Genomic DNA, 21,898 nt, shown 5'->3' on the forward strand with positions numbered 1-21,898 from the left:
GATGAAGGAATTATTCCCTCGAAGAGGGTTGCCTAATGTCATTCAGAAGTTGGAAAATGGGGAAACCGTGACAATCGTCTATTTTGGCGGCAGTAATACGCGTTCTGAAGGCTACAGGGTTATGACGGCGGATTGGCTTTGTGGGCAATATCCCAAGACGGATATCCGATGTGTGAATGCAGGCATTGACGGAACTGGATCGGATTTGGGCTGCGCCCGTTTGGAGAGGGATGTGCTGCGTCATCAACCTGATCTAGTGTTTGTCGAATTTGTCGGTAACGATGGCGGAGTGCCCGAGTCCAAGGCACGGATTGAAGGGATCGTCCGTCAAATACGCAAGCGGAGCCGGTTTACCGATATCCTGTTCGTTTACACGCTGAAGGAGCGGGATGTGGCCTTATTTCAGTCCGGGGAATACCAGAAAGGGGCTCTTATGCAAGAGGAAGTGGCCGATTATTACGGTATTCCTTCGATTCATCTCGGTGTAGCGGTCAGTCAATTGGTGTCGGAGGGAAAGCTCATTTTTACCTCAGGGGCAGACGAGTCCATTCCTGGAACCGTTGTTTTTACGCATGATTCGATCCATCCGACAATTCCCGAAGGACACCAGATTTACACGGATACGATCACTCGGTCGTTTGAGCGGATTCGTGAACTTCAGGTTAGTCCGGTAAGTGTTGAACATAGCATGCCTGAGGATCCTCTGGTCCCGGCCAACCCCTGGGAGTTCGCAGCAATGCTGCCGCTGGATGGCCATGCCCATTTATCGGCAGGATGGTCCTACGTGACTCCCGATGATTTTGCGCTGGCCCGCAAGTACGATTGGTTGTTCCCTGGCCTATGGCGAGCAGTCGATCCTGGAGAGGCTATCACGGTGCAGTTCGAAGGCACTCACATCGGGCTGTTCGATATCGGGGGGCCTGATTCCGGCAGCTTGAAGGTGACGGTGGATGGCGGGGACCCTTTCCTCATCGATCGATTCACGCCATATAACGATCATAATAGGAATCAATATGTTTTCTTGCCGGAGCTTCCGAATGGGAAGCATACGGTTCGCTTCGAAATCGATGCCGAGATGACCGATAAAGTGGCAGTGTTTGAGGCAAGTGGCAATGAACGAAGTTTGGAGCATGTGCGGCAGCATCCGGATTGGTACAATCAAACGGTGATCCAGCTTGGGAAGTTGTTGTTGGTGCAGCCGCCATTATCATAGTTAAAATCGGCTAAATTATTGTAAAATAACCCTAAGAGCTGAGTGGATGAGAACGATCCATTCGGCTCTTTTTATTTCTTGGAATTTGAAAATCGCCGCTCATATATACAGGCACCTTAGGTTTCTTCATTTAATTTGGTGATATAAACTATTATAAGGTCCGCATCGTCAAATTAATGACTTCCAAATGAACGGAGTGCTGCTGTTGTTGAACAAAAGAGATATGCTTATATTCATATCCTTTGCATTCATGCTTGTTTCCTGTCAAGGAAATCCGGGTCAAGGACCGGAGGGCGGCGATTCTCCTGTGTCTGCCGTTAAGCCGTTGAAGGTCGATCTGATACAACCAAATGGGACAAATGTGGCGGAACGCATTGCTGTGCCCAAAGGTTTTGAACGGATACCTGTTGAGACCGGATCATATGAAGAATATTTACGTCAGATTCCGCTTAAGCCTCATGGCTCCAAGGTTCATTTATTTAACGGTGAGTTAAAGGCGAAAGAGGTTTACGAAGCGGTATTGGATGTAGATGTGGGGGAACGGGATCTCCAGCAATGTGCCGATTCGGTGATGAGACTGCGGGCGGAATATTTATACGGTAAGGGATGGTATGACAAGATACATTTTAACTTTACCAATGGCTTCAAAGCTGATTATACTACGTGGACAAAAGGTAATCGGATTGAGGTTTCAGGGAATAAGGTTTCCTGGGTGAAACGAGGAGCGAGCTCCAATAGCTATGAGGGCTTCCGCAGTTATCTGAATATGGTGTTTGCGTATGCAGGGACTCTATCCTTGGCAAAGGAAATGGAGCATATAACTCTATCGGATATGCGACCCGGCGATGTTTTCCTTGAAGGCGGATCACCAGGACATGCGATTGTAGTCATGGATATGGCCCAAAATCCAAAAAACGGCGAGAAGCTCTTTCTTCTGGCTCAGGGATATACGCCTGCACAAGAGATCCACATTCTGGAGAACCCTGCTAATGGCAAGGGGAATCCCTGGTACAATATCTCCTTTGGAGATAAATTGCAAACACCGGAGTGGAAATTTACGAATGAGCAGCTGTTTCGATTCTATAATTGAGACCTAAAGGCAGAATGACATACATATTAAACGGAATAAGGGAGCATCTTGCAGTGAAGAGATAGACTGAAGAGACCATAGCTCGTTGCTATGGTCTCTTTCTTAGAAGCGGTCAGTAAAATTACTAACTATGAAATTCGCCTCACTCACTTCAACTGTCTGTCAAAGCCTACCGCTGAACCGTTTGATCGCTTCCTCGGTCACCGGCGTGAAGAGGTTAATCAGGTTGCCGTCGGGATCGCGAAACAGCACAGCACGGTTCCCCCACGGCATCGTGGTTGGTTCCTTTACCCACTCATCGATAAACGGCTTCAAGCGCTCGTATTCGGCATCGACATCGTGGACGTGGAACTCGAGGATGACAGTATGATTGTCGGCCGCCACTGCGGAACCAGCGCCGAACAGCTGCACCGTCTGGGAGTGGCCGATCGCCAGGGTGCAAGATGGCATAACGAGTTCGGCAAAGACGGGCGCGGGGCGTTCAGCCGAAACACCTAAGACTTTCTCATAGAACTCGACAAGACGATCTACGTCGTCGGTAATGATGCGTACAGAAGCAAAATTCACGAAATATCATCCTTCCTGTAATAAATGATACAATCTTACCTGTATCATACCCTTTATGGGATACTCCGATTATAAAAAAACGCTACTGACAACAGTATGTCAGTAGACATTTTTGGGGCTTCTAAGCAGGAAAGAAATGAAAAATGGAGGTACTATGAATAAACGAGAAAGAATTAAAACAATCATTTTATATGGTGTTTTCATTTGTTACCTAATTTTTTTAATTAAATTATTGTTCTTATCAAGAATTTCACTTTTGGAGATGTTTAATAGTCATAGGACATTAAATAGGTCAATCAATCTTATTCCTTTTCATAGTATAAAGGAATATATACTTGGCGATTCTGCGACTTTAAAAAGATTCGCTTTTAGTAATGTGGTTGGTAATATCGTTATTTTTATTCCTCTTGGTACTTATTTGACATTATTCAAAAAGGACAAAAGAGTAATCACCAATCTGCTGCTTATATTCTTTGTGAGTTTATTTGTTGAAATCACTCAGGGGCTTTTAGGCATCGGAACCTCAGACATTGATGACATAATTCTAAATTGTTTGGGTGGATGGATTGGTATTTTAGGGTATAAGTTTTTAACGTTAATATTACGAGATGAGAAAAAAGTATGTACCGTAATCACAATACTATCTGCTATCGGATTACCTGTTATATTATATTTATTATTCATGGTGAGGTTGAGACTCTGAATTGCACTTACGGTGATATGTAAGTTAACCAAATAAGATCTTTAACAAATAAGTTAGGGTTCGGAAGCCTTGCTGTTCAGCGAGCTTCCGAACCCGATTTATTTACAGATGAGATCCACCGCTTGCATCAATCATTTGGCCGGTTACCCAACGACTATCCGATGAGGCGAGAAAAGCGGCAATATCGGCCACATCTTCCGGCTCCCCCCACCTTTTGAAAGTTGAAAGACCCGCGGCAGACTTCTGTCCATTAGGATCTTGGAGTGTCCCCGCATTCATCTCTGTATTAATAATGCCAGGCTGGATGGCATTCACCGTAATATTCCGGCTCCCAAGTTGTTGAGCCAACATGTGCGTAAATGTGTCGATTGCTCCTTTCGACATGCTATAGGCAAAAACACTCGGGGAGGCCACTCTTGTAACAAACGATGAGATATTGATAATGCGTCCTCCATCTTTCAGACGCGGCAAAGCTTGTTGGGTAACAAAAAGCGGTGCTTTAACATTAATGCCCATGACCTCGTCAAAAGATTGTTCCGTCGTCTCTTCTATTGGAATAATTTGACCGATTCCTGCGTTATTCACAAGAATATCGAATCGATCGTTGCCTGTACGTTCCCGAAGGTTTTCATCCAATGCCGTATATAAATCATGTATACCGTTTAGAGTGCTTATGTCCGCACCAATTGCGAATGCGTCCCCGCCACGTTGTTGAATTGTATGAACCACTTCATCCGCTTCATTCCGTCTTTTTCCATAATGCACGGCGACACATGCGCCATCCTGTGCCAGACGCAACGCAATGCTCCGACCGATCCCCCGGCTTGCACCTGTTACTAGAGCGACTTTCCCTTTCAAACTACTCATTCTCTCATCTCCTTGTGTTGAATTCATATCTAGTTATATCACAAGGGGACTTTTGAAATGTTGCTTTCTAATTATGACTTAGAGAAAAAGAGAGATATATCGGCTTTGCGGCGCAGCAATTCATTCGCCTGCTAAAACAAACAATTGCCGATGGAGGTCTGAGTTCGAGCGACGGGGCTGAGGTCAATTGTATTCCATAACCCAATATTTTTCGTCCGGATTACCTTCTTCAACGACTTTCTTCCAGCCCTTACTCTCATAAAATCTCAACGCCGCATGGTTTTCTGATACACACTTCAATCTGATCGGTTTTTTCATTTTTTCTATAGAGGCATGGAGAAGCAGACCACCAACACCTTTACCGGAGAAGTCGGGGTGGACGAATAAATTATGGATAAAGTTATCCGGCAAATACAGAGAAGCAAATCCGAGGATTTGATTATTCTCCTCTACTAATAAGATATACTCTTCTTCTGTATGCTTATCAAAATCATCTAAAGTCATTGCTTCTATATCCGCCCAATGAAAACTTTTACGACGGGATTCCAAATATATGGTTCTTAAAGCTGGGTAGTCAGATTCATTTGCTACTCTAATATTCACATCTTCACTCTCGCTTCCTTTATGCTTGGGCCAACGAATGTTATTAGTATAGACAACAAAAGCTAATTTGTTCAACGGAGAATTTTATTTTAATCAAACGCGGCGGTATGTAAAAAGTAGTGTTTTTGCAAATAGTATGGTATAGTAAAATCATAACTGTAACAATATGAATGACAGTTTGAATGAAAAAGCTTAGTAAACCAGAATTTATTCATAATGGAGGTAATGCGAAAATGAATAATCATAATATCCAACCTGCCTCCAAGCTGGGACCTTTATTCGAGTCCTTCAAGCTTGGTACTTTGCAGCTAAAGAACCGGGTCGTCATGGCTCCAATGACGAGAGCCTTCTCTCCCGGAGGAGTGCCGGGTCCTGATGTGGCTGCGTATTACCGTCGCCGTGCCGAGAATGGTGTAGGGCTTATTATTACGGAGGGCACTCTGATCAACGATCCGGCGGCCACCAATAACCCGAATATTCCGAATTTCCATGGAGAGGAAGCATTGAAGGGCTGGGCTAACGTCGTCGCGGAAGTACATGAAGCCGGCGGGCTGATTATGCCGCAGTTGTGGCATATCGGTACGGACCGTAAGGTAGGAGCCGTTCCGAACCCGGAAGAGCTGCCGATCGGACCTTCAGGCTTGGATCTCGCGACTGGGGAAAAAGTCAATGAGCCGATGAGCCAGGAAAGGATCGATTCCGTTGTTGCTGCTTACGCACAAGCGGCGGCGGATGCCAAACGGATCGGTTTTGACGGGATTGAGCTTCATGGTGCTCACGGTTATTTGATCGATCAGTTTTTCTGGGAGAAAACGAACCAACGCACCGACAGCTATGGCGGAGACCTTGTGAAAAGAACCCGTTTTGCGGCTGAAATTATTGCGGCTTGCCGTCGCGCCGTAGGACCCGATTTCCCAATCCTACTGCGGATATCGCAATGGAAATCAAGTGATTACGAGGCGAAATTGGCAGCCAATCCGGATGAGCTGGCGAAATTCCTTGCGCCGCTTGTAGAAGCGGGCGTTGATGTATTTCACTGCTCGACCCGCCGCTTCTGGGAGCCGGAGTTCGCCGGTTCCGATCTGAATTTCGCAGGCTGGGTGAAAAAATTAACCGGCAAACCTGCAATCACTGTGGGCTCCGTAGGTCTGGATAATGAGTTTATATCTTCGTTTAGAGGGGAAAATGCAGGTACGGCGAACGTGGATACCTTGACCGACAAGCTTAACAATGGAGAGTTCGATCTGGTTGCGGTCGGCCGCGCGCTGCTGGTTGATCCGGCATGGGTGGCTAAGGTCCGCGATGGCCGGCTTGACGAGCTGAAGCCTTTTACCCCTGAAGCGCTGCGTTCGCTCGCTTGATTCTGCAGTAATTCTTTTGATTATTTGATCGGGCATTCCGGGTTAGTGGGAGTGCCCGTTTTTTTGTAATATCAGAATTTATAACTGTTACACATTTTATTGCCGCAATCAGCCTTAACACCTGACGCTACTAGCGTAGTTGCCGTAATTTTATAAAAGGCTATTTCCAAAATATGATAATATAATATCTGAATGCAATTTATTTATCATAGGGGGCTAAGATGTGTTGTATCGGGTATGTTTGATATTCGTGCTTTCTACGGCTATGCTGCTCAAGAGTTACACCCTAACGAGTTATGCCAATGATGGAAAAAGCCCGGTCGGAGTAAAGATCCAATTGACCTTAAACGATGTAGCGGCTACAGTAAATGGGCAGAAAATGACTCTTTCTACACCGCCTGTACTGTTAAATAATACGACCTTGGTTCCTCTACGTTTTATTGCTGATGCATTGAAGGCTGATTTGACATGGAATACGGAGGACCAATCTATCGCTCTTAAGTATGCAGATCATGTGATAAAACTGTCCATTGATAGCCGATTTGTCCGTATAGATAATCAAAGTATGACGTTAGAGCAGCCAGCAGTCATAATGAATAGTACTACCTTAGTGCCATTGAGATTTATTGCTGAAAGTTTGAATCAGACTGTTGCTTACAATAATGAAACGAAATCCATCATCATTACAACACCTCATCCGAGAAATGCAGAGATTCGTGTCGACAATTTAAATACTGCTTCGAATATGGGATTTACATACAATTTCTTTATTCAACAGCCAAATATGAATGTGATCAGCATGGCCTCCGATCATCACAATCAGATCTACATTTTAGAACAAGATGCAGCTTCGGAGATGAGTTTCGCCCTTCGTGTCTATAATGAAGCAACGGGTGAAACGAAAGTGGTGTAAAGCAGTTTCGATCAGAGCTTTAATTTTGACTATACGGATCCGAAGACTGGAAAGCAGCATTTTAACGCTAGTGCGCTTTCACCACGCAAACTTGTATATGATTCTAATTTGGATAAGCTTTATTTATTGGCTACCAATGGTTTTATATCTGATAACAGCGTGTCTACCGTAATTTATGAGCTTGCACCAACTGTTCGAATGATGACATATACGATCGGGCACATAACTTTTCATCCGGGCAACTTCATGGTGACTCCCGATGGCCAGCGGTTTTACTTCAGCGATATCTTCCATCATACGATATATACAGCCGAATCAGGTCAAGAAGCAAAAGTATTCACGCCTTTTACTCCGGATAAGGAAAATGTGAAACTGGCAGCTGTTGCGAATGATGGTAAAATGTTTGTTCTAGATGTTTCCAAGCAAGCGATTTTTGAGCTGCAGGAATCTGGAAATCTAAGGTACATAGCTCCAATAGATATTAAGGAAGAAATTCTGCGGGTATATGAGGATAACGGAACTTTCTATGTTGAAGGGAAGCAGCAGATTTGGGAAGTAAAGATAACTGGTGAAACCCATCCTTATGTTGGTTTGAAAGATGTTAGTGCCTATAACACCGGTCTATATCTTCCCAAAACCAATACGTACGACACATCTGCTTATGCTAATATGGGGGCTGCGTTTGGGTTGATGCTATCATTTAACGTTTTTGCAATCAATGAACACGGAAATGTGGTGATGTATGACGGGGCGTACCATCTGCTGAGAAGAATTAATCTTTATGCGCAATAGCAGAATGTAAAAGAAGGTACCGCAGCCGCCTCAGCATATTTTGCGGACTGCCAATAACTTCAATGTCAATCCGAGTTCAACAAGTAAGTTAGCGGAAAAATCCCTCTCTAAATGGCTCGAATGATGACCTCGCAGTGAATTTAGAGGGGAAATTTCCCATATAGGATTGGCAAAACGAAGTAAAACGTAACGATTTCACCCTGCACAGATAAGCCAAAGGAGGCTTTGTGCTGCTGTAGAATGGTTCGGGTAATGGATAAACCGAGTCCGGTGCCGCTGAATTTTTTGCTGCGGGAACTTTCCAGCACATAGAAAGGTTCCCATACACGCTCCCACTCGGCTTCGTTTGCAGTATTCGTAGGATTCGAGATTTGGAAGTGTAAAGCATTCTCTTTGGTTTCGACTTTTATGTTAACGTAGTCGCCGCTCGTATAGATCATCGCATTTGTCATCCAGTTGTTCAGCACCGATTCCAGCTTTCTCCGGTCGGCCTTGACCCAAATATCCTCGGTCAAATGCATGTCCAAGTGCAGTTTGATGTTTTGCTGACGAAAAGCGTTGTGATAGGCAGCCGTCGTTTCAGCAAGAAGGCTTTTGAAATCTACGGGTTCAAAGAGATAGGTTTCCTCTTGCAGCCTGGACAGCTCCAGCAGTCGGTCGATCAATCCTGCCATCTCTTCGCTCTGCTTCCGAATGACGGCTGAATATGTGCCATCGTCCAGGCCATCTTGAAGCCCAGAAGCGTAAGCGTGAATTAACGCTAACGGTGTCTTCAGCTCATGCGAAATATCCGAAATAAAATGCCGGAGATTGGCATTTTTCGCCTCCAAGGACTGATGAGCTTCTTTCAGGTTATCACTCATTTGGTTAATGCTTCGCGCCAGTGACTCAATCTCATCGCCGGTCCGAATATCTGTCTTACTGAAAGTTAAATTGGAAATCGCCTCCGCAGTCTTAACCAGTGCTGCAAGGGGCTTTACAATTCGTTTCGTATAAAGCACAGACAACAGGATAAGCAGCAAAAACATGCCTATCCATAGATACGCATTGAAGCGATTCACGATCTGTATTGTTTCCGCTGAGTGGGAAATCGACTCGCCTACAGCAAAAACGGTGTTCCCAATGGTCACAAAATTGACGAGAAAGCTGGATTTCAGTTTGGCTTGATCGAAGATTTTATTGACCCGTCCCCCCTCACGGAGGATGACAATGTTCTCCTCGGTCAACCAAAACTTGCTTAGGGTTATGCCTTTGCGGTTTAGCTGCAGCAACAAGCTGCTATTCAAGTCATCGACGGACTCCGATAATGAGCTGAAAACAATCGTAACTTGATTGTGGTCTTCAATAGCGTCAATATTTCCGGCCAATGTCTTGAAATCCATCTGCTTGAGCTCTGTGACCAGCTCGTCCAGCTTGTTTTTTTTCTCATACAAAAAGTATTTGGGTAGTAAATAAGTGTTAACGGCAAATGAAAGGGTAAACACAACGCACAACGTAAGGGTGATCTGTACAATTAGCTTCCGAGTCAGTCTACTCATGACGATCCTCCAGGCAATACCCCATCCCTCGATACGTTACGATTCGGTGCTCGCCAATTTTCTCTCTTAACCGGCGAATATGAGTGTCAACCGTCCGTTCCTCTCCGAAATAATCGAACCCCCATACTTGATCCAGCAGCATTTTGCGAGTTACGATGTGCCCTTTGTTGGCGATCAGATATTTCATCAATTCGAATTCCTTATTCGTTGCAAGGACGTCCTTCCCAGCGCGATAAATCTTTTGGGCTTCCATATCCACAGTCAAATCGCCAATTATGGTTTTAGAAGTAAGGTTAAGCAATTTTTTCGCCCTTAAAAGTAAAATTCGCGGATCAAACGGCTTGCGCAAATAATCGTCTGCCCCCGACTGCAACGCAAGAAACTCGTCGTCCGAACCTCCCTTGGCTGTCAGCAGAAGCACCTTGGTCCGGCTTGTTTTCTTCATTTCTTGACAGACCTCAATGCCGCTGCGGTTTGGCATCATCCAATCCAATATCGCCAAGTCCACTTTATGGTTATAGAAGAGGTCGATCGCTTCTTCGCCGTCTTGAGCGAGCAGCACGTTAAATCCTTCTTTTACGAAATAGGCTTTTAATATTTGAAGCATAAGCGTCTCATCGTCTGCAAGCAGCAAATTCATGCGATCTCTCCTTCCTACATGGCTGTAACGATACCATTCATTTGTTACACCAGTATGACAGAATCTTAATTTACTATTCAAGGTGGACTAGTTTGTTGAATTACATACTTCGTCACATTGCTGTAACGTTGCTCTTTTACAATGCACTCGAACGACGACCATTGCATTGGAGGATAAAACATGAAAAAACAATTTGCTACGCTTTGCGTTACAAGTATGCTAAGTCTCACCATGACGGGATGCTGGGGGGGCGAGGATGCGCAGCTTATACCAACAATTGACTTGCAGCCAACAGAAACGATGGCGGTGAAAGCCGCGGTGGAGCAGTTCGACTTTGAAGTGGATCCGGAAACATTTACGCTGGTTCTTATCAAAGACGGTGTGCGAATCCCGGCATCGGAACCTCTCCCCAAAGCTGAGGTGACGAATCTGGTTAAGTCCAAAGACTCGGTCAAATGGACCTATCCGAATAAAGTCAACGTTAGTATCGAAAAGAAAAGCGATTATCTTGACATCCGTCTCGTGTCTATCGGAGCTGAGCAGTTCCAGTGGCCTTCCATAAAATCGGATAGCTACATACTGCCCTTCGGAGAAGGCAAACGCATTCCTGCGAGCGACGCGAACTGGCGTGAATTTCTGAAAGATCAGACCCTCAGTTGGAGCGAGTCGTTCTCCATGGACTTTTTTGCTCTTAGCAAGAATCAGCTATCCCTTGTCTATGTGGTAACGAACAAGTTCAATAATGAAGTTCATTTCGATGCGTCACCGGATGTCGCCTTTCAATTCTCACATGAATTCCCTTCCATTAACACGGATAAAAGCTACGGATTCCGCATCTATGCAACGAAAAATGATCCGCAAAATGTCGTGCAGCCCTATATGAACTATGTGGCAGAGCAAGGCAAGATCGTCTCCCTGGAGGAGAAAGCCAAGCTCAATCCGAATATCAGGAAGCTGTATGGAGCGCCTCAAATTTACTTATGGAGCGAATCGATTCTTACGGATTCCGATGTCAGATGGCCTCAGCTGCGCACGCTGCTTCCTGTAGGCCTTGGACCATGGCTCATTAAGATTCTTGCGAGTACAACGGATGGAAGTAAAGAGCTCGAACAGGTGCTGAAGCAAATTTCCAAACAGGACTTTATGGACAACTATCAGAAGAAAGTCGTGTTGAGCGCGCTGAATCAGGCCTTGAAAATGCGTGAATTATACACCCCAGCTCTGTTCCCTAACCCTGGCGATGAAGCTCGCAAGCTCATTGAGGCGGGGATTGACAAGCTAAGCGAGGAAAAATTGTATGACTTGAACAAGCTGCTGCTTAAAAGCATTTTGAAGGATGCTGTTAAAGAAATATCCGATTGGGGGCAAACCGATTCGACGGAACTAATAAAGGAAATGCGAGAAGCCGGTATCGAAAATGCTTGGTTGGGCCTTTCTAGCTGGTCGAGCGGCTTGATGAATCCCCAGATGGTAAGTGAAGGAAGCAAGGACGGCTATCTCATTGCTCCTTATGACTCCTATCATTCCATCCATGAAAAAGTGGATCCTTCGTGGAATACAGCGTCCTTCCCGGATCCTGCTCTGTATGAGAATGCGACGGTAGCTCGGAAAGATGGGACGAAGATCGCTGGATTTCTACAGCGTGGTCGAAAGCTGAACCCGACGCTTGCTATGCCAAGTGTCAAACAGCGTGTGTCCGACATTCTGCAAGATGGAATCGGCTTTAACTCCTGGTTCGTGGACTGCGATGCCACGGGAGAAATCTATGACGATTTCTCACCCTCACATCCGACTACGCAGCAGCAGGATTTGAAAGCGCGCTTGGAACGGCTGGACTATTTCGCGAAAGAGAAAAAGATGGTTGTCGGCTCTGAGGGAGGCAACGACTTTGCCAGCAGCGTGATTGCGTTCGCGCAAGGGATTGAAAGTCCGGTTATTGCCTGGGGTGATCTTGATATGCGAGACAAGAAGGATAGCCCCTATTATGTAGGAGGCTACTACGCGGCGGACGGTATCCCCCAGCGCTATGGCAAGCCGGTGCCAGTCAAACCGTTGTACGAGAAAGTTTACACTGACCCGGTCTACTCGCTTCCTCTATATAAACTGATCTATAACGATACAATCATTACGACGAATCACTGGGAATGGGGCAGCTATAAGATTAAGGGCGAAGAGGCCGATCGGATGCTCTATGAGCTGCTGTATAATGTTCCACCGCTCTATCACTTGGACCGACAAACATGGGAGAAGGATAAAGCAAGCATGCTTGATTTTCTAAACGTATGGTCCCCTTTCCATCGGGAGGCTGTTAAACAAAAGATGAGCGGGTTCTCTATCCTTACGGAGGATCGCCTTGTTCAAAGCGCGCAATATGGAGACGACATGAAAGTCATCGTAAACTTCTCTGATAAACAGGTAACTGTGGCCGGTGAAGTCATCCCTTCCAAATCTGCTGTTCTATATGAAAGTAAGCAGCGTAAAGTTTTTGACGCGGCGGCAAATGCGAAGCTGTTGTGATTGCATAGCATAGATGTCGTTGGCCTGTACCTTGATGGTACGGGCTTTCGTCACTAACGGTCATACGCATCATCACGTCTCAGTTGGAAAAACGAGTGGGTCAGGGGCTTTTCCCTCAATAGACGCAAAAAGCAAAGGAGTTAAGCAGATACAAGCCGCTTAACTCCTTTGCTTTTTTTCTGAAAGACAGCCCGGTACTAAAAGTCACCCAAGGCTGCAGCTGTTTTTTTGCTACTTGGACTGCGGCCCATGACCTTGAAGTCTAGGATTGCACCATACTTCCTCCAGAACGCGCATCGTGTTGCCGCCGATGACTTTCGCGATGTCCTGATCAGAGTAGCCGTGTTTCACGAGCCAGCGCACGATATTTGGAAAGCAATCGCCCGGGTTTTCCAAGCCTTGCACATAGTCGACTTTTTCGTAAGGCATATTGCCTTTGGAAGCGGAAAGCGACAGCGCCTCGGACAGCGCTTTATGAATGCCGACATGGTCGCCGAACAGGGTATCCGGACCGAAGGTCACGTGATCGATCCCTACAAGATTAACGCAATATTCGAAATGCTCCATGAAGGATTCGATATTATGCCGTGGGTGGTTCTGGGTGATCGTTGTATGCGGCGCAGCTTCGATGGCGACGACGCCACCTTTGGCCGCACATGCTTTAATTACGTCGTCTGGCTTAAGACGGTTTGTGTTCCACAGTGCGCGGGCGCCGGCATGAGTGATAAAGATTGGCTTATCGCTCGCTTCAATCGTGTCCAGAGATGTCTGGTCGTTGGAGTGGGAGACGTCGATGGCGATGCCGAGCTTATTCATCCGTTGCACAGCCTGTTTGCCGAACGCGGTCAAGCCTCCGCTTGCTTCTTTCAGGCCCATGCCGAGTGAATTGCCTTCGCTGTAAGCAATCCCCATGCAGCGAACGCCGAATCCGTACAGGATATCCAAACGGTCCAACTCGTTTTCGATCATGCTAGCCCCTTCGATGGAAGCGACGAACGCGATTTGGCCGTTTTGTTTGGCACGGCGGATATCATCCGTCGTCAAGCCCATAATGACCATATCTTGATGGGCAATATCGCTCAGTCTCATGCCAAGGTCATAAATGATATCGTCCCACTTCCATCCTCCGCGGGATGTAATCATGGCGGTGCCGTTCATTAAATTGTCGAACACGCAATCCAGCCCGGAGCGGGACAAGCCCTCATAACCGGTGAAATCGCGGCCCCAGCGGCGGAATTCCAGGAATTCATTCAAATTAGCCGGCGCTTTGAACGTATGCTCGTGCAAGGAAATGACGATGTTTTCTTCTAATAAACGCTTCACGCGCGCTTCTTCATCGGTCGTAACGGGAACGATATATTCCGGGAAGAGCGTCGTTTCTTTGACGAGCTCGAAGCTTTTGAAGTCAACGCCTGGTTCAAGATATTGATAGGATTGGTAACCGCGATAATTTTTCTTATTCATGATGAGAACACGCCCTTCGGTTAAGTTTAAGTTTATTGTTTATTGGTATGTAGGGACAACTTCGCGCAAAAACTTGCGGACTTCGGACTGGAATTTCTCGCGCTCTTCGTTTTGTGGAGAATGGCCGCTATGATCAAAGACGACTAACCGGCTGTTCGGGATTTCACGGGCAATCTCCTCGGAAGCTTCGAGTGGCGTGATCCAATCATGACGTCCGCACAACACAAGCGTCGGCGCCTGAATCGTTTTCAAGCGATCAACGATATTGAAATGGGGCTGATTCCGGGAGAACGCCCAGTTGTGAGTTTCGTAACGGAAAATGATCGAATTCAGATGGTTGTCCAAATCGGTTTGCGTGAATTTCACCCAATATAGCGGCAAGATGGCCGAATACATCGCCCGAAAATCATCATTGTCTTTCGCTTGCCCATTAAACAACCGGTCCAGCATCTCCTGCGTAATGCCGGGAAGTCCGCTCTTCATCGCGCGTTCATGCGCCGTATAGCGGTAAGCGTTGGACGCCGCTGTGTCGCGAAGAATGATGCCTGCCACATTTTGCGGATATTTGAGCGCATATTCAAGAGCTAAATAGCCTCCGTAAGAACCTCCGGCAATCACGATTTTGCCAAGTCCCAATTCGCTGCGCAGCGCTTCGGTATCGGCATTGAACTGCTCGTGACTATAGGGTTCTGCGCCTTCCGATTCGCCATTCCCCCGTTGGTCATAGGAAATTACCCGATAACCGTCAGCGGTGAAGGCGCCGAAAACGGCGGCATCGCCTCGTCTTGAGCCTAAACCTGGCCCTCCATGCAGCGTGACGATTGCGGGGCCTTCGCCCTGATCTTCGATATGAAGGGTAACGCCGTTGATCTTCATCGTTTTGTGCATGCTTCTGACATCCTCTCTGTTGCCATTTTTGGTTTGACTGAATAAAACATGTTTTATTAATATTTATAAAATAACAAACATTGGCACGAATAACCACATAATTTTTTTCGTGCAGATCGTTTTTTTTGAAAATCAAACAAATTTTCTGAATAATTATAAAAACCGTTTGACTAAATCAAATATTAACATATACAATCAAATACATATTCGCTTTACCGCATGAATGCACTACTTTAGAGAGAAATTCAGATTTTGAGGAGGGCTTGCAGTTGAAGGAAGTTGTACCTGCTGATAATGAGCGTAAAGGAGTGAATGAATCCCGGTACGCGATCGAATCTGTCATGAAAACATTGCAGGTATTGTTCTCGTTTTGTAAACCGCCTTACCGTTTTGCAATTGGGGATTTGGAAGGTTTAACAGGTTTATCGAAAAATCAGATTTTTCGCAGTTTGAAATCACTTGAGGAGTTTGGCCTGCTGCGCATGGAACCCGGCGGACAATATGTGGTAACCGCGATGGCCTACAACCTGGCACTGGCTGCTGAATCGGATATTCCATTGGAAGAGTTGGCGCAGCCGATTATGGAGCAGCTTCAGCAGGTGACAGGCGAGACCGTCAATCTCTGCTGTTTGTCCGAAGGACAGTCGATCATCATCGCCCGTCGACACAGCAAGCAGGGGGTGCGGTTGATCTCCCGCCTTGGCCAGCGCACACCGCTTCATGCCGGGGCTTGTCCGAAGGCTATGTTGGCTTTCCTATCTCTTGAAGAGCAGCAGAAGGTGCTTGACATGCTGCCTCATTATCAGAAGATGGCGGAAAACACGGTGACCGATCCCGATCAGCTGCGTATCGAACTGGATCAAATCCGAAAAAGAGGTTACAGCATCAGCTATGAAGATTATGAAGAGGGAGCAAACGGGGTAGGCGCTCCGATATTCGGCAAAAATGGCAAGGTCATTGGCGCCATTAGCGCTGGAGGACCGTCACATCGGGTAGGTGTTGAGCTGATTCATCAGTTTGGCGATCTAACGGTCGAAGCGGCTGAAAAGATTTCTCGGTCTCTCGGTTATTTCCGTGAACAGAGTAATCATCTTTGATTTCATTCTATTTAGGGGGTCTGTACAGATGCAAAAACGTAAAATGTGGTTAACAACTTGCGCCTGTTTGATGGCAACAGTGGTGGCGCTTTCCGGCTGCAGCATTAAGCCGAATGTGGATTCAGGTTCGGCCAGTTCGGCACCTGCAGCGAGCAATCAGCCGGCGCAGGCGGACGTAGTTTCGAACGTTACGCTTAACATGGCAACGAATGCGGAACCGAATTTTAATCCATGGTTCCCGACCGGCTTTGCCGAGTCCCAGCCTATTACGGAAATTTTGTATGATGGCTTAACCAAATGGGGGACAGACTATCAACCGGCGCCTGCGTTAGCAACGGACTGGAAGCCGGCCGATGATGGAATGAGCTGGACGTTCAATCTTCGCAAAGATGTCAAGTGGAGCGACGGTCAGCCGTTTTCGGCCGATGACGTGGCGTACACGTTTAACGAGATTGTTTTGAAGAAAGAGCTGGGAGCCAGCAACTCCTCCAACTTCGTTGACGTGGACAAGGTGGTTGTCGTTAATCCGAATCAGGTGCAAATCATGCTGAAGAAGCCGTGGTCGTCTTTGCCTAACTACTTGGCGTGGTATGCAAAAATATTGCCGAAGCATATTTTCGAAGGACAAGATCCATGGAAATTAACTTCTTTTAATAAAGAGAAACCAGTCGGCACAGGGCCATTCAAGTTTGTGAAATATTCGGCGGGACAATTCGTGGAATTGGAACGAAATCCGGATTACTTTGGCGGCGGAGCTAAATTCACCAAAATCATCTTCAATATTATTCCAGACAGCAATACGCAAATCGCTCAGCTTCTTTCCGGCACGTTATCGATGATCAATGTCACCGATCCGAACCTGATGGAGAAATTGAAGTCGAATTCGAATTTGAACGTCAATGAACTGATCGATAACAACTACTACTGGGTCGCGCTGGATCAGTCGCAAGAGCGGTTCCGCGATGTGAAAGTTCGCCAAGCGCTGCTCTACGCGATCGACCGGGAGTCGATTATCAAAGGCGTGCTGAAAGGTTACGGAAGCGTAGCTACCGGTCCGATTGCTCCGATTCAGGAGAAATATTACAACAAAAATGTGAAAACATACGGATTTGATCCGGAGAAAGCGAAAGCGCTGCTGAAAGAAGCAGGCTACGCGCCAAATGCCGAAGGTTTCATGCAAAAAGATGGCAAGGTGCTCGAAATCGATATGCCGGCAGGCCAATACGGGGTACTCGTACAAGCTTCTCAGCTGGTACAGCAATACTGGCAAAAGATCGGCGTGAAGGTTAATCTTCAAGTCATCGACTGGAATACATATGTGCAGAAAGTGGTTAGCAACCGCCAATACGACGCAACGGTTTGCTGGTGGCGCGCTCCGGTTGACCCGGATGTGTTGGCTTACTATCACAGCAATTCAGCCGGTAAAGGCAATAACATTCCGGGCTACAAAAACCCCGCGCTTGATCAATTACTCGAAGCTGGCCGCAAAGCGAAAACGACTGAGGAGCGCGTGAAAATTTATAATGACGTGCAGGCATTGACGGCGGAGGAGCTGCCTTACCTTTATCTGTGGTATCCGACGCTGGCTGTAGCGACACAGAAAAACCTGACCGTGCCGAAAACGACGTTTATCGTCGCGGAAGATCACATTAGCGAATGGACCATTAAGTAATCATTATTTCTCACGTGGGGCGGAGCGCGATCTCCGCCTACGGGGATATAAGGAAGGAGTTATCTGATGTCCCGATTTATCGTATTACGGATCTGTCAAGGATTTCTCACGCTATTTCTCGTGTCGGTCCTGACCTTCTTCCTGATCAATCTGGCTCCCGGAGGACCGTCGGCCATTATGAATTTCGAATCGACCGAGCAGCAGCGGGAAGCTTTAACCAAGCAGCTCGGACTGGATAAGCCGGTCGTTATGAGGTATGCAGAGTGGCTCGGAGGCGTCGTCCAGGGCGATCTCGGTAGATCGCTTGATTCCCAGCAGCCGGTATCGAAGCTGTTGTCGGAACGGTTTCCGAACACGGTGCTGTTGTCCGCTGCAACTTTAATTTTCACTTTGATTATCGGGATTCCTTTGGGCGTCCTTGCCGCTGTCAAAAGGGGAAGTTGGCTGGATCGAGCGATTACGTTCATGTCCACTGTCGGCATGGCCATTCCTGAATTTTGGCTGGGTATCCTTCTCATCATTATATTTGCGGTTGCTTATCATATCCTTCCGCCGTCGGGAATGGTTACAGCCGGCAACGTGTTCGCCTGGGGCGACTTATTTAAGCATATGATTATGCCGATGTTGACGCTATCCATCCTCATGCTGCCTAATATTGTCCGTTTCACCCGATCGGCGATGGTCGATGTCATCGATCTGGACTTTATCCGGACGGCAAGAGCGAAGGGATTGAAGAGTTTTCGCGTATTCTTCAAGCATGCTCTGCGCAACGCGCTCATTCCGATTGTGGCAATCATTGGTCTTATTATTCCGATCCTGCTCGGAGGGTCTGTGGTCGTGGAAAATGTGTTTGGCTGGCCCGGCATGGGACGTTTGGCCGTACAGGCAGCAACCAATCGCGATTACACCGTGGTGATGGGGGTCACCATGATGGTAGGAACGATCGTCATTATAACCAATATTGTGACGGATCTTCTTTATTCCGTTCTCGACCCGAGAATCCGCTATGAATAAACCTGCCCTTATGCAAGATCAGCAATGGATTGGTGCCTCCGCATCCTCCCCCGGAATCGCGAAGAGCATATGGAAGACGGTCGCCCGTTTATCGCCTGTCGGGAAATTGGCACTGTTCTATTTGATCATTATTCATCTGTTTATTGTGGTTGCCCCATGGTTTTTGGGTCATTCTCCGACGGACACCGATCCGCTTCAAGTCACGCAGCCAGCCAGCGCTCAGCATTGGCTGGGAACAGACGAACTTGGCCGGGATGAGCTGGCGAGAGTTGTTTCCGGCGGCCAAATCACGCTGCTGGTCGGTCTTTCCGCTATGGCGCTCGCGGTGGTGCTCGGCGGCTTGTTAGGCTCGATTGCCGGATTTTTCGGCGGGACGGCGGAATACATCATTATGCGCATTGTAGACATGATGCTATCCATCCCGTCGTTCTTTCTTATTTTAATTGAAATTACTTCGTTCGGAAATAAACCACCGGTCGTCATTCTCGCAGTCGGCCTGACCTATTGGCCGCAAATGGCGCGGATTGTGCATGCCGAAGTGCTGAAATGGCGAAACAGCTCCTTAGTCGAAGCCGAAACGACGCTAGGCGCAGGGCCGTGGCGCATTTTGTTCAGGCACGTTATTCCCCAAACGTTCTCATCCATCATCGTGCTGGCTACTCTTGGCATCGGCTGGGCGATTTTGGCCGAATCCGGGCTGTCATACCTGGGGCTGGGCATTCAGCCGCCACTGGCTTCATGGGGGAATATGCTGCAGCATTCGCAGAACTACATCTGGACCGCGCCGGAATTGGCTATTTATCCGGGGGTTCTCATCTTGGTCACCGTGCTGGCTTACAGCTTGTTGGGTGAATCGCTGAGGGACATTCTGGATCCCAAACTAAAGCGTTAACTCCGGAAAGGGAGCTACTCATGGCGAAGAATTTATTAGAAATCCGCAATCTGAAAACATATTTTCACACCAAAAATGCGATCATCCGCGCTGTGGACGGCGTCGATATTGATGTGGGCGAGGGGCAGATTGTCTGCATCGTCGGCGAATCCGGCAGCGGAAAGAGCATCACTTCTTTATCCATCATGCAGCTGCTCTCGAAGCCGGTGGGACGCATCGTTCAGGGAGAGATCCGGTTTGAGGGCCAAGATTTAACGAAGCTGTCGGAAAAGGAAATGACGAATATTCGCGGAGATCGGATTTCGATGATCTTTCAAGAACCGATGACATCGCTCAATCCGGTCATGAAAGTAGGCGAACAAATCTCCGAGGTGCTGCTGCGCCACCGATCCGTCTCCAAGGCCGCAGCGAGAGAGAAGGCGGTGGAGATGCTGCGGTTTGTCGGCGTTCCGCGGGCCGAGCAGATCGTGAAGGAATATCCGCACCAGCTATCGGGCGGCATGCGCCAACGGGTCATGATCGCGATGGCGATGATTTGCGAGCCGAAGCTGCTGATCGCGGACGAGCCAACGACGGCTCTGGATGTCACCATTCAAATACAGGTACTCGAACTGATGAGACAAATGCGCGACGAACTGAATACGTCCATCATTTTGATTACGCATGATTTGGGCGTGGTTGCTGAAATGGCCGACGATGTGGTCGTCATGTATGCCGGTCAAGTGGTGGAAAGCGCTTCTGCAGACGCTATCTTCGATGCGCCGACGCACCCCTATACCCAGGCGTTGCTTGCCTCCATACCATCATTGGAGGATGAGCGGGAAACGCTGTACTCGATTCCCGGGACGGTGCCCAGCGCCGGCGCATTCCCTCCAGGCTGCCGTTTCGCAGATCGGTGTTCCCAGGCGCAGCCATCCTGTAAACAAGCAATGCCCGAACTGCGAGAGATAACACCAGGACACTTCGTGCGCTGCGATCTTATTCGGAACGGAGGCAAGCCATGAGCGAGCATCTGCTGGAAGTCAAGGATTTGAAGAAATATTTCCCGATCAAAAGGGGCTTTTTTCGTCACACGGTAGGTCATGTTAAAGCAGTGGACGGCGTCTCGTTTACCGTCAATACCGGCGAAACGCTCGGCATTGTCGGCGAATCGGGCTGCGGCAAATCCACGATGGGCCGCATGGTCATGCGGGTACTGGAGCCTACAGACGGCAGCATCGTATTCAACGGTCAAAATATCACAGATATGAGCCCAAGCAGCTTGAGGAAGCTGCGCAAAGACTTTCAAATGATTTTTCAGGACCCCTACTCTTCGTTGAACCAGAAAATGACGATTCGTGATCTCATCGCAGAACCGTTTCATATTCATGGGGTTCAGTTGTCCAAGTCCGAGGTCGACAACGAAGTTGTCAAGCTGCTTGAAACCGTGGGATTGCGTGCAATGGACCGGTTCCGGCATCCCCATGAATTCTCGGGAGGGCAGCGGCAGCGGATCGGGATCGCCCGTGCATTGGCGCTGAACCCCCGGCTTATCGTGGCGGACGAAGCGGTATCCGCGCTGGATGTTTCCATCCAATCGCAGATATTGAATCTGATGACCGACTTAAGGCGTCAGTACAATTTATCGTACATTTTTATTTCGCACAATCTTGCGGTGGTGAAGCATATTAGCGACCGGGTGGGCGTTATGTACCTGGGGAATCTGGTGGAAATCGCCACCAAGCAGAGTCTGTTTCAGAAGCCCTTGCATCCTTATACGGAGGCGCTGCTGTCTGCAGCTCCGCAGCCCAAGCGCAACGTTTCGCGCGATCGGATCGTGCTTCAGGGGGATGTGCCGAGTCCGGCCAACCCGCCGCAGGGCTGTCCGTTTCATACCCGCTGTCCCAAAGCTTTTGATCGCTGCAGGCAAGAGCGGCCGGTGCTGAAGGAAGTTACTGCGGGGCATCAGGTAGCTTGCTTTTTATATGAGTAAAATATGATTTTTCACTATGCAGCTGCCGAGGAGCGATCCCGGCAGCTTCTTTAATTTACCTGACAGTTATAAATCTTATCACTTGAATAAACCGT

20 protein-coding genes are annotated in these 21,898 nt (G+C 47.7%); 13 read left to right on the top strand and 7 right to left on the bottom strand.

Annotated elements, in window-relative coordinates; all coding sequences use genetic code 11:
- The first annotated feature begins 1 nt into the window (after position 1).
- Together GC097_RS33385 and GC097_RS33390 are read left to right on the top strand one after the other, a co-directional pair.
- On the top strand, positions 2-1,213 hold the full coding sequence (locus tag GC097_RS33385) for an SGNH/GDSL hydrolase family protein (RefSeq protein ID WP_171687571.1): 1,212 nt from the start codon (positions 2-4) through the stop codon (positions 1,211-1,213).
- Between the two features lie 187 nt (positions 1,214-1,400).
- Positions 1,401-2,303, top strand: a complete 903-nt coding sequence (locus GC097_RS33390; RefSeq protein ID WP_171687572.1) for a DUF4846 domain-containing protein — start codon at positions 1,401-1,403, stop codon at positions 2,301-2,303.
- A 162-nt stretch (positions 2,304-2,465) separates the two neighbouring features.
- Here GC097_RS33390 and GC097_RS33395 read toward each other — a convergent pair whose 3' ends face one another.
- Positions 2,466-2,870 (bottom strand): VOC family protein, encoded by a 405-nt coding sequence (locus GC097_RS33395; protein ID WP_171687573.1) that lies wholly within the window; start codon positions 2,868-2,870, stop codon positions 2,466-2,468.
- A gap of 154 nt (positions 2,871-3,024) precedes the next feature.
- On the opposite strand from GC097_RS33395, the gene GC097_RS33400 reads away from it, so the two are divergent.
- Positions 3,025-3,573 carry a VanZ family protein gene (locus tag GC097_RS33400; RefSeq protein ID WP_171687574.1) on the top strand — a complete coding sequence of 183 codons (549 nt, stop codon included), beginning with the start codon at positions 3,025-3,027 and terminating at the stop codon, positions 3,571-3,573.
- Between the two features lie 102 nt (positions 3,574-3,675).
- On the opposite strand, the gene GC097_RS33405 is transcribed toward GC097_RS33400, so the two are convergent.
- Together GC097_RS33405 and GC097_RS33410 are read right to left on the bottom strand one after the other, a co-directional pair.
- A complete protein-coding gene (locus GC097_RS33405; protein ID WP_171687575.1) occupies positions 3,676-4,440 on the bottom strand; it encodes an SDR family oxidoreductase in 765 nt (254 codons plus the stop codon).
- Between the two features lie 183 nt (positions 4,441-4,623).
- Positions 4,624-5,043 (bottom strand): GNAT family N-acetyltransferase, encoded by a 420-nt coding sequence (locus GC097_RS33410; protein ID WP_171687654.1) that lies wholly within the window; start codon positions 5,041-5,043, stop codon positions 4,624-4,626.
- 233 nt (positions 5,044-5,276) lie between these two features.
- On the opposite strand from GC097_RS33410, the gene GC097_RS33415 reads away from it, so the two are divergent.
- The 3 genes from GC097_RS33415 to GC097_RS33425 all read left to right on the top strand — a co-directional run bounded on the left by GC097_RS33415 (position 5,277) and on the right by GC097_RS33425 (position 8,109).
- A complete protein-coding gene (locus GC097_RS33415; protein ID WP_171687576.1) occupies positions 5,277-6,404 on the top strand; it encodes an NADH:flavin oxidoreductase in 1,128 nt (375 codons plus the stop codon).
- A gap of 223 nt (positions 6,405-6,627) precedes the next feature.
- Positions 6,628-7,317 carry a copper amine oxidase N-terminal domain-containing protein gene (locus GC097_RS33420; protein ID WP_171687577.1) on the top strand — a complete coding sequence of 230 codons (690 nt, stop codon included), beginning with the start codon at positions 6,628-6,630 and terminating at the stop codon, positions 7,315-7,317.
- Between the two features lie 108 nt (positions 7,318-7,425).
- Positions 7,426-8,109 carry a hypothetical protein gene (locus tag GC097_RS33425; protein ID WP_171687578.1) on the top strand — a complete coding sequence of 228 codons (684 nt, stop codon included), beginning with the start codon at positions 7,426-7,428 and terminating at the stop codon, positions 8,107-8,109.
- Between the two features lie 140 nt (positions 8,110-8,249).
- Here the strand turns inward: GC097_RS33425 and GC097_RS33430 are convergent, their stop codons facing one another.
- Positions 8,250-9,647, bottom strand: coding sequence for a sensor histidine kinase (locus GC097_RS33430; protein WP_171687579.1), 1,398 nt, complete (start codon positions 9,645-9,647; stop codon positions 8,250-8,252).
- Entirely contained in the window at positions 9,640-10,287 is a 648-nt protein-coding gene (locus GC097_RS33435; protein ID WP_171687580.1) for a response regulator transcription factor, read from the bottom strand. The genes GC097_RS33430 and GC097_RS33435 overlap by 8 nt, the downstream gene beginning before the upstream one ends.
- Positions 10,288-10,467: 180 nt before the next feature.
- Between GC097_RS33435 and GC097_RS33440 the strand changes: the two genes are divergently transcribed.
- Positions 10,468-12,804, top strand: coding sequence for a glycoside hydrolase (locus GC097_RS33440; RefSeq protein WP_171687581.1), 2,337 nt, complete (start codon positions 10,468-10,470; stop codon positions 12,802-12,804).
- A gap of 231 nt (positions 12,805-13,035) precedes the next feature.
- Here GC097_RS33440 and GC097_RS33445 read toward each other — a convergent pair whose 3' ends face one another.
- Together GC097_RS33445 and GC097_RS33450 are read right to left on the bottom strand one after the other, a co-directional pair.
- Positions 13,036-14,268 carry a dipeptidase gene (locus GC097_RS33445; protein WP_171687582.1) on the bottom strand — a complete coding sequence of 411 codons (1,233 nt, stop codon included), beginning with the start codon at positions 14,266-14,268 and terminating at the stop codon, positions 13,036-13,038.
- 39 nt (positions 14,269-14,307) lie between these two features.
- A complete protein-coding gene (locus GC097_RS33450; RefSeq protein WP_312875761.1) occupies positions 14,308-15,219 on the bottom strand; it encodes an alpha/beta fold hydrolase in 912 nt (303 codons plus the stop codon).
- Positions 15,220-15,425: 206 nt separating this feature from the next.
- On the opposite strand from GC097_RS33450, the gene GC097_RS33455 reads away from it, so the two are divergent.
- The 6 genes from GC097_RS33455 to GC097_RS33480 all read left to right on the top strand — a co-directional run bounded on the left by GC097_RS33455 (position 15,426) and on the right by GC097_RS33480 (position 21,803).
- On the top strand, positions 15,426-16,253 hold the full coding sequence (locus tag GC097_RS33455) for an IclR family transcriptional regulator (RefSeq protein ID WP_216625976.1): 828 nt from the start codon (positions 15,426-15,428) through the stop codon (positions 16,251-16,253).
- 28 nt (positions 16,254-16,281) lie between these two features.
- On the top strand, positions 16,282-17,925 hold the full coding sequence (locus tag GC097_RS33460; RefSeq protein ID WP_171687584.1) for an ABC transporter substrate-binding protein: 1,644 nt from the start codon (positions 16,282-16,284) through the stop codon (positions 17,923-17,925).
- A 66-nt stretch (positions 17,926-17,991) separates the two neighbouring features.
- Positions 17,992-18,939 (top strand): ABC transporter permease, encoded by a 948-nt coding sequence (locus GC097_RS33465; RefSeq protein WP_171687585.1) that lies wholly within the window; start codon positions 17,992-17,994, stop codon positions 18,937-18,939.
- Positions 18,932-19,831 (top strand): ABC transporter permease, encoded by a 900-nt coding sequence (locus tag GC097_RS33470; protein WP_171687586.1) that lies wholly within the window; start codon positions 18,932-18,934, stop codon positions 19,829-19,831. The genes GC097_RS33465 and GC097_RS33470 overlap by 8 nt, the downstream gene beginning before the upstream one ends.
- A 20-nt stretch (positions 19,832-19,851) precedes the next feature.
- Positions 19,852-20,835 (top strand): ABC transporter ATP-binding protein, encoded by a 984-nt coding sequence (locus GC097_RS33475; RefSeq protein WP_171687587.1) that lies wholly within the window; start codon positions 19,852-19,854, stop codon positions 20,833-20,835.
- Positions 20,832-21,803, top strand: a complete 972-nt coding sequence (locus GC097_RS33480; RefSeq protein ID WP_171687588.1) for an ABC transporter ATP-binding protein — start codon at positions 20,832-20,834, stop codon at positions 21,801-21,803. The genes GC097_RS33475 and GC097_RS33480 overlap by 4 nt, the downstream gene beginning before the upstream one ends.
- Positions 21,804-21,898 lie beyond the last annotated feature (95 nt).

The organism is Paenibacillus planticolens (genome assembly GCF_013141725.1).
Lineage (GTDB): Bacteria > Bacillota > Bacilli > Paenibacillales > NBRC-103111 > Paenibacillus_E > Paenibacillus_E planticolens.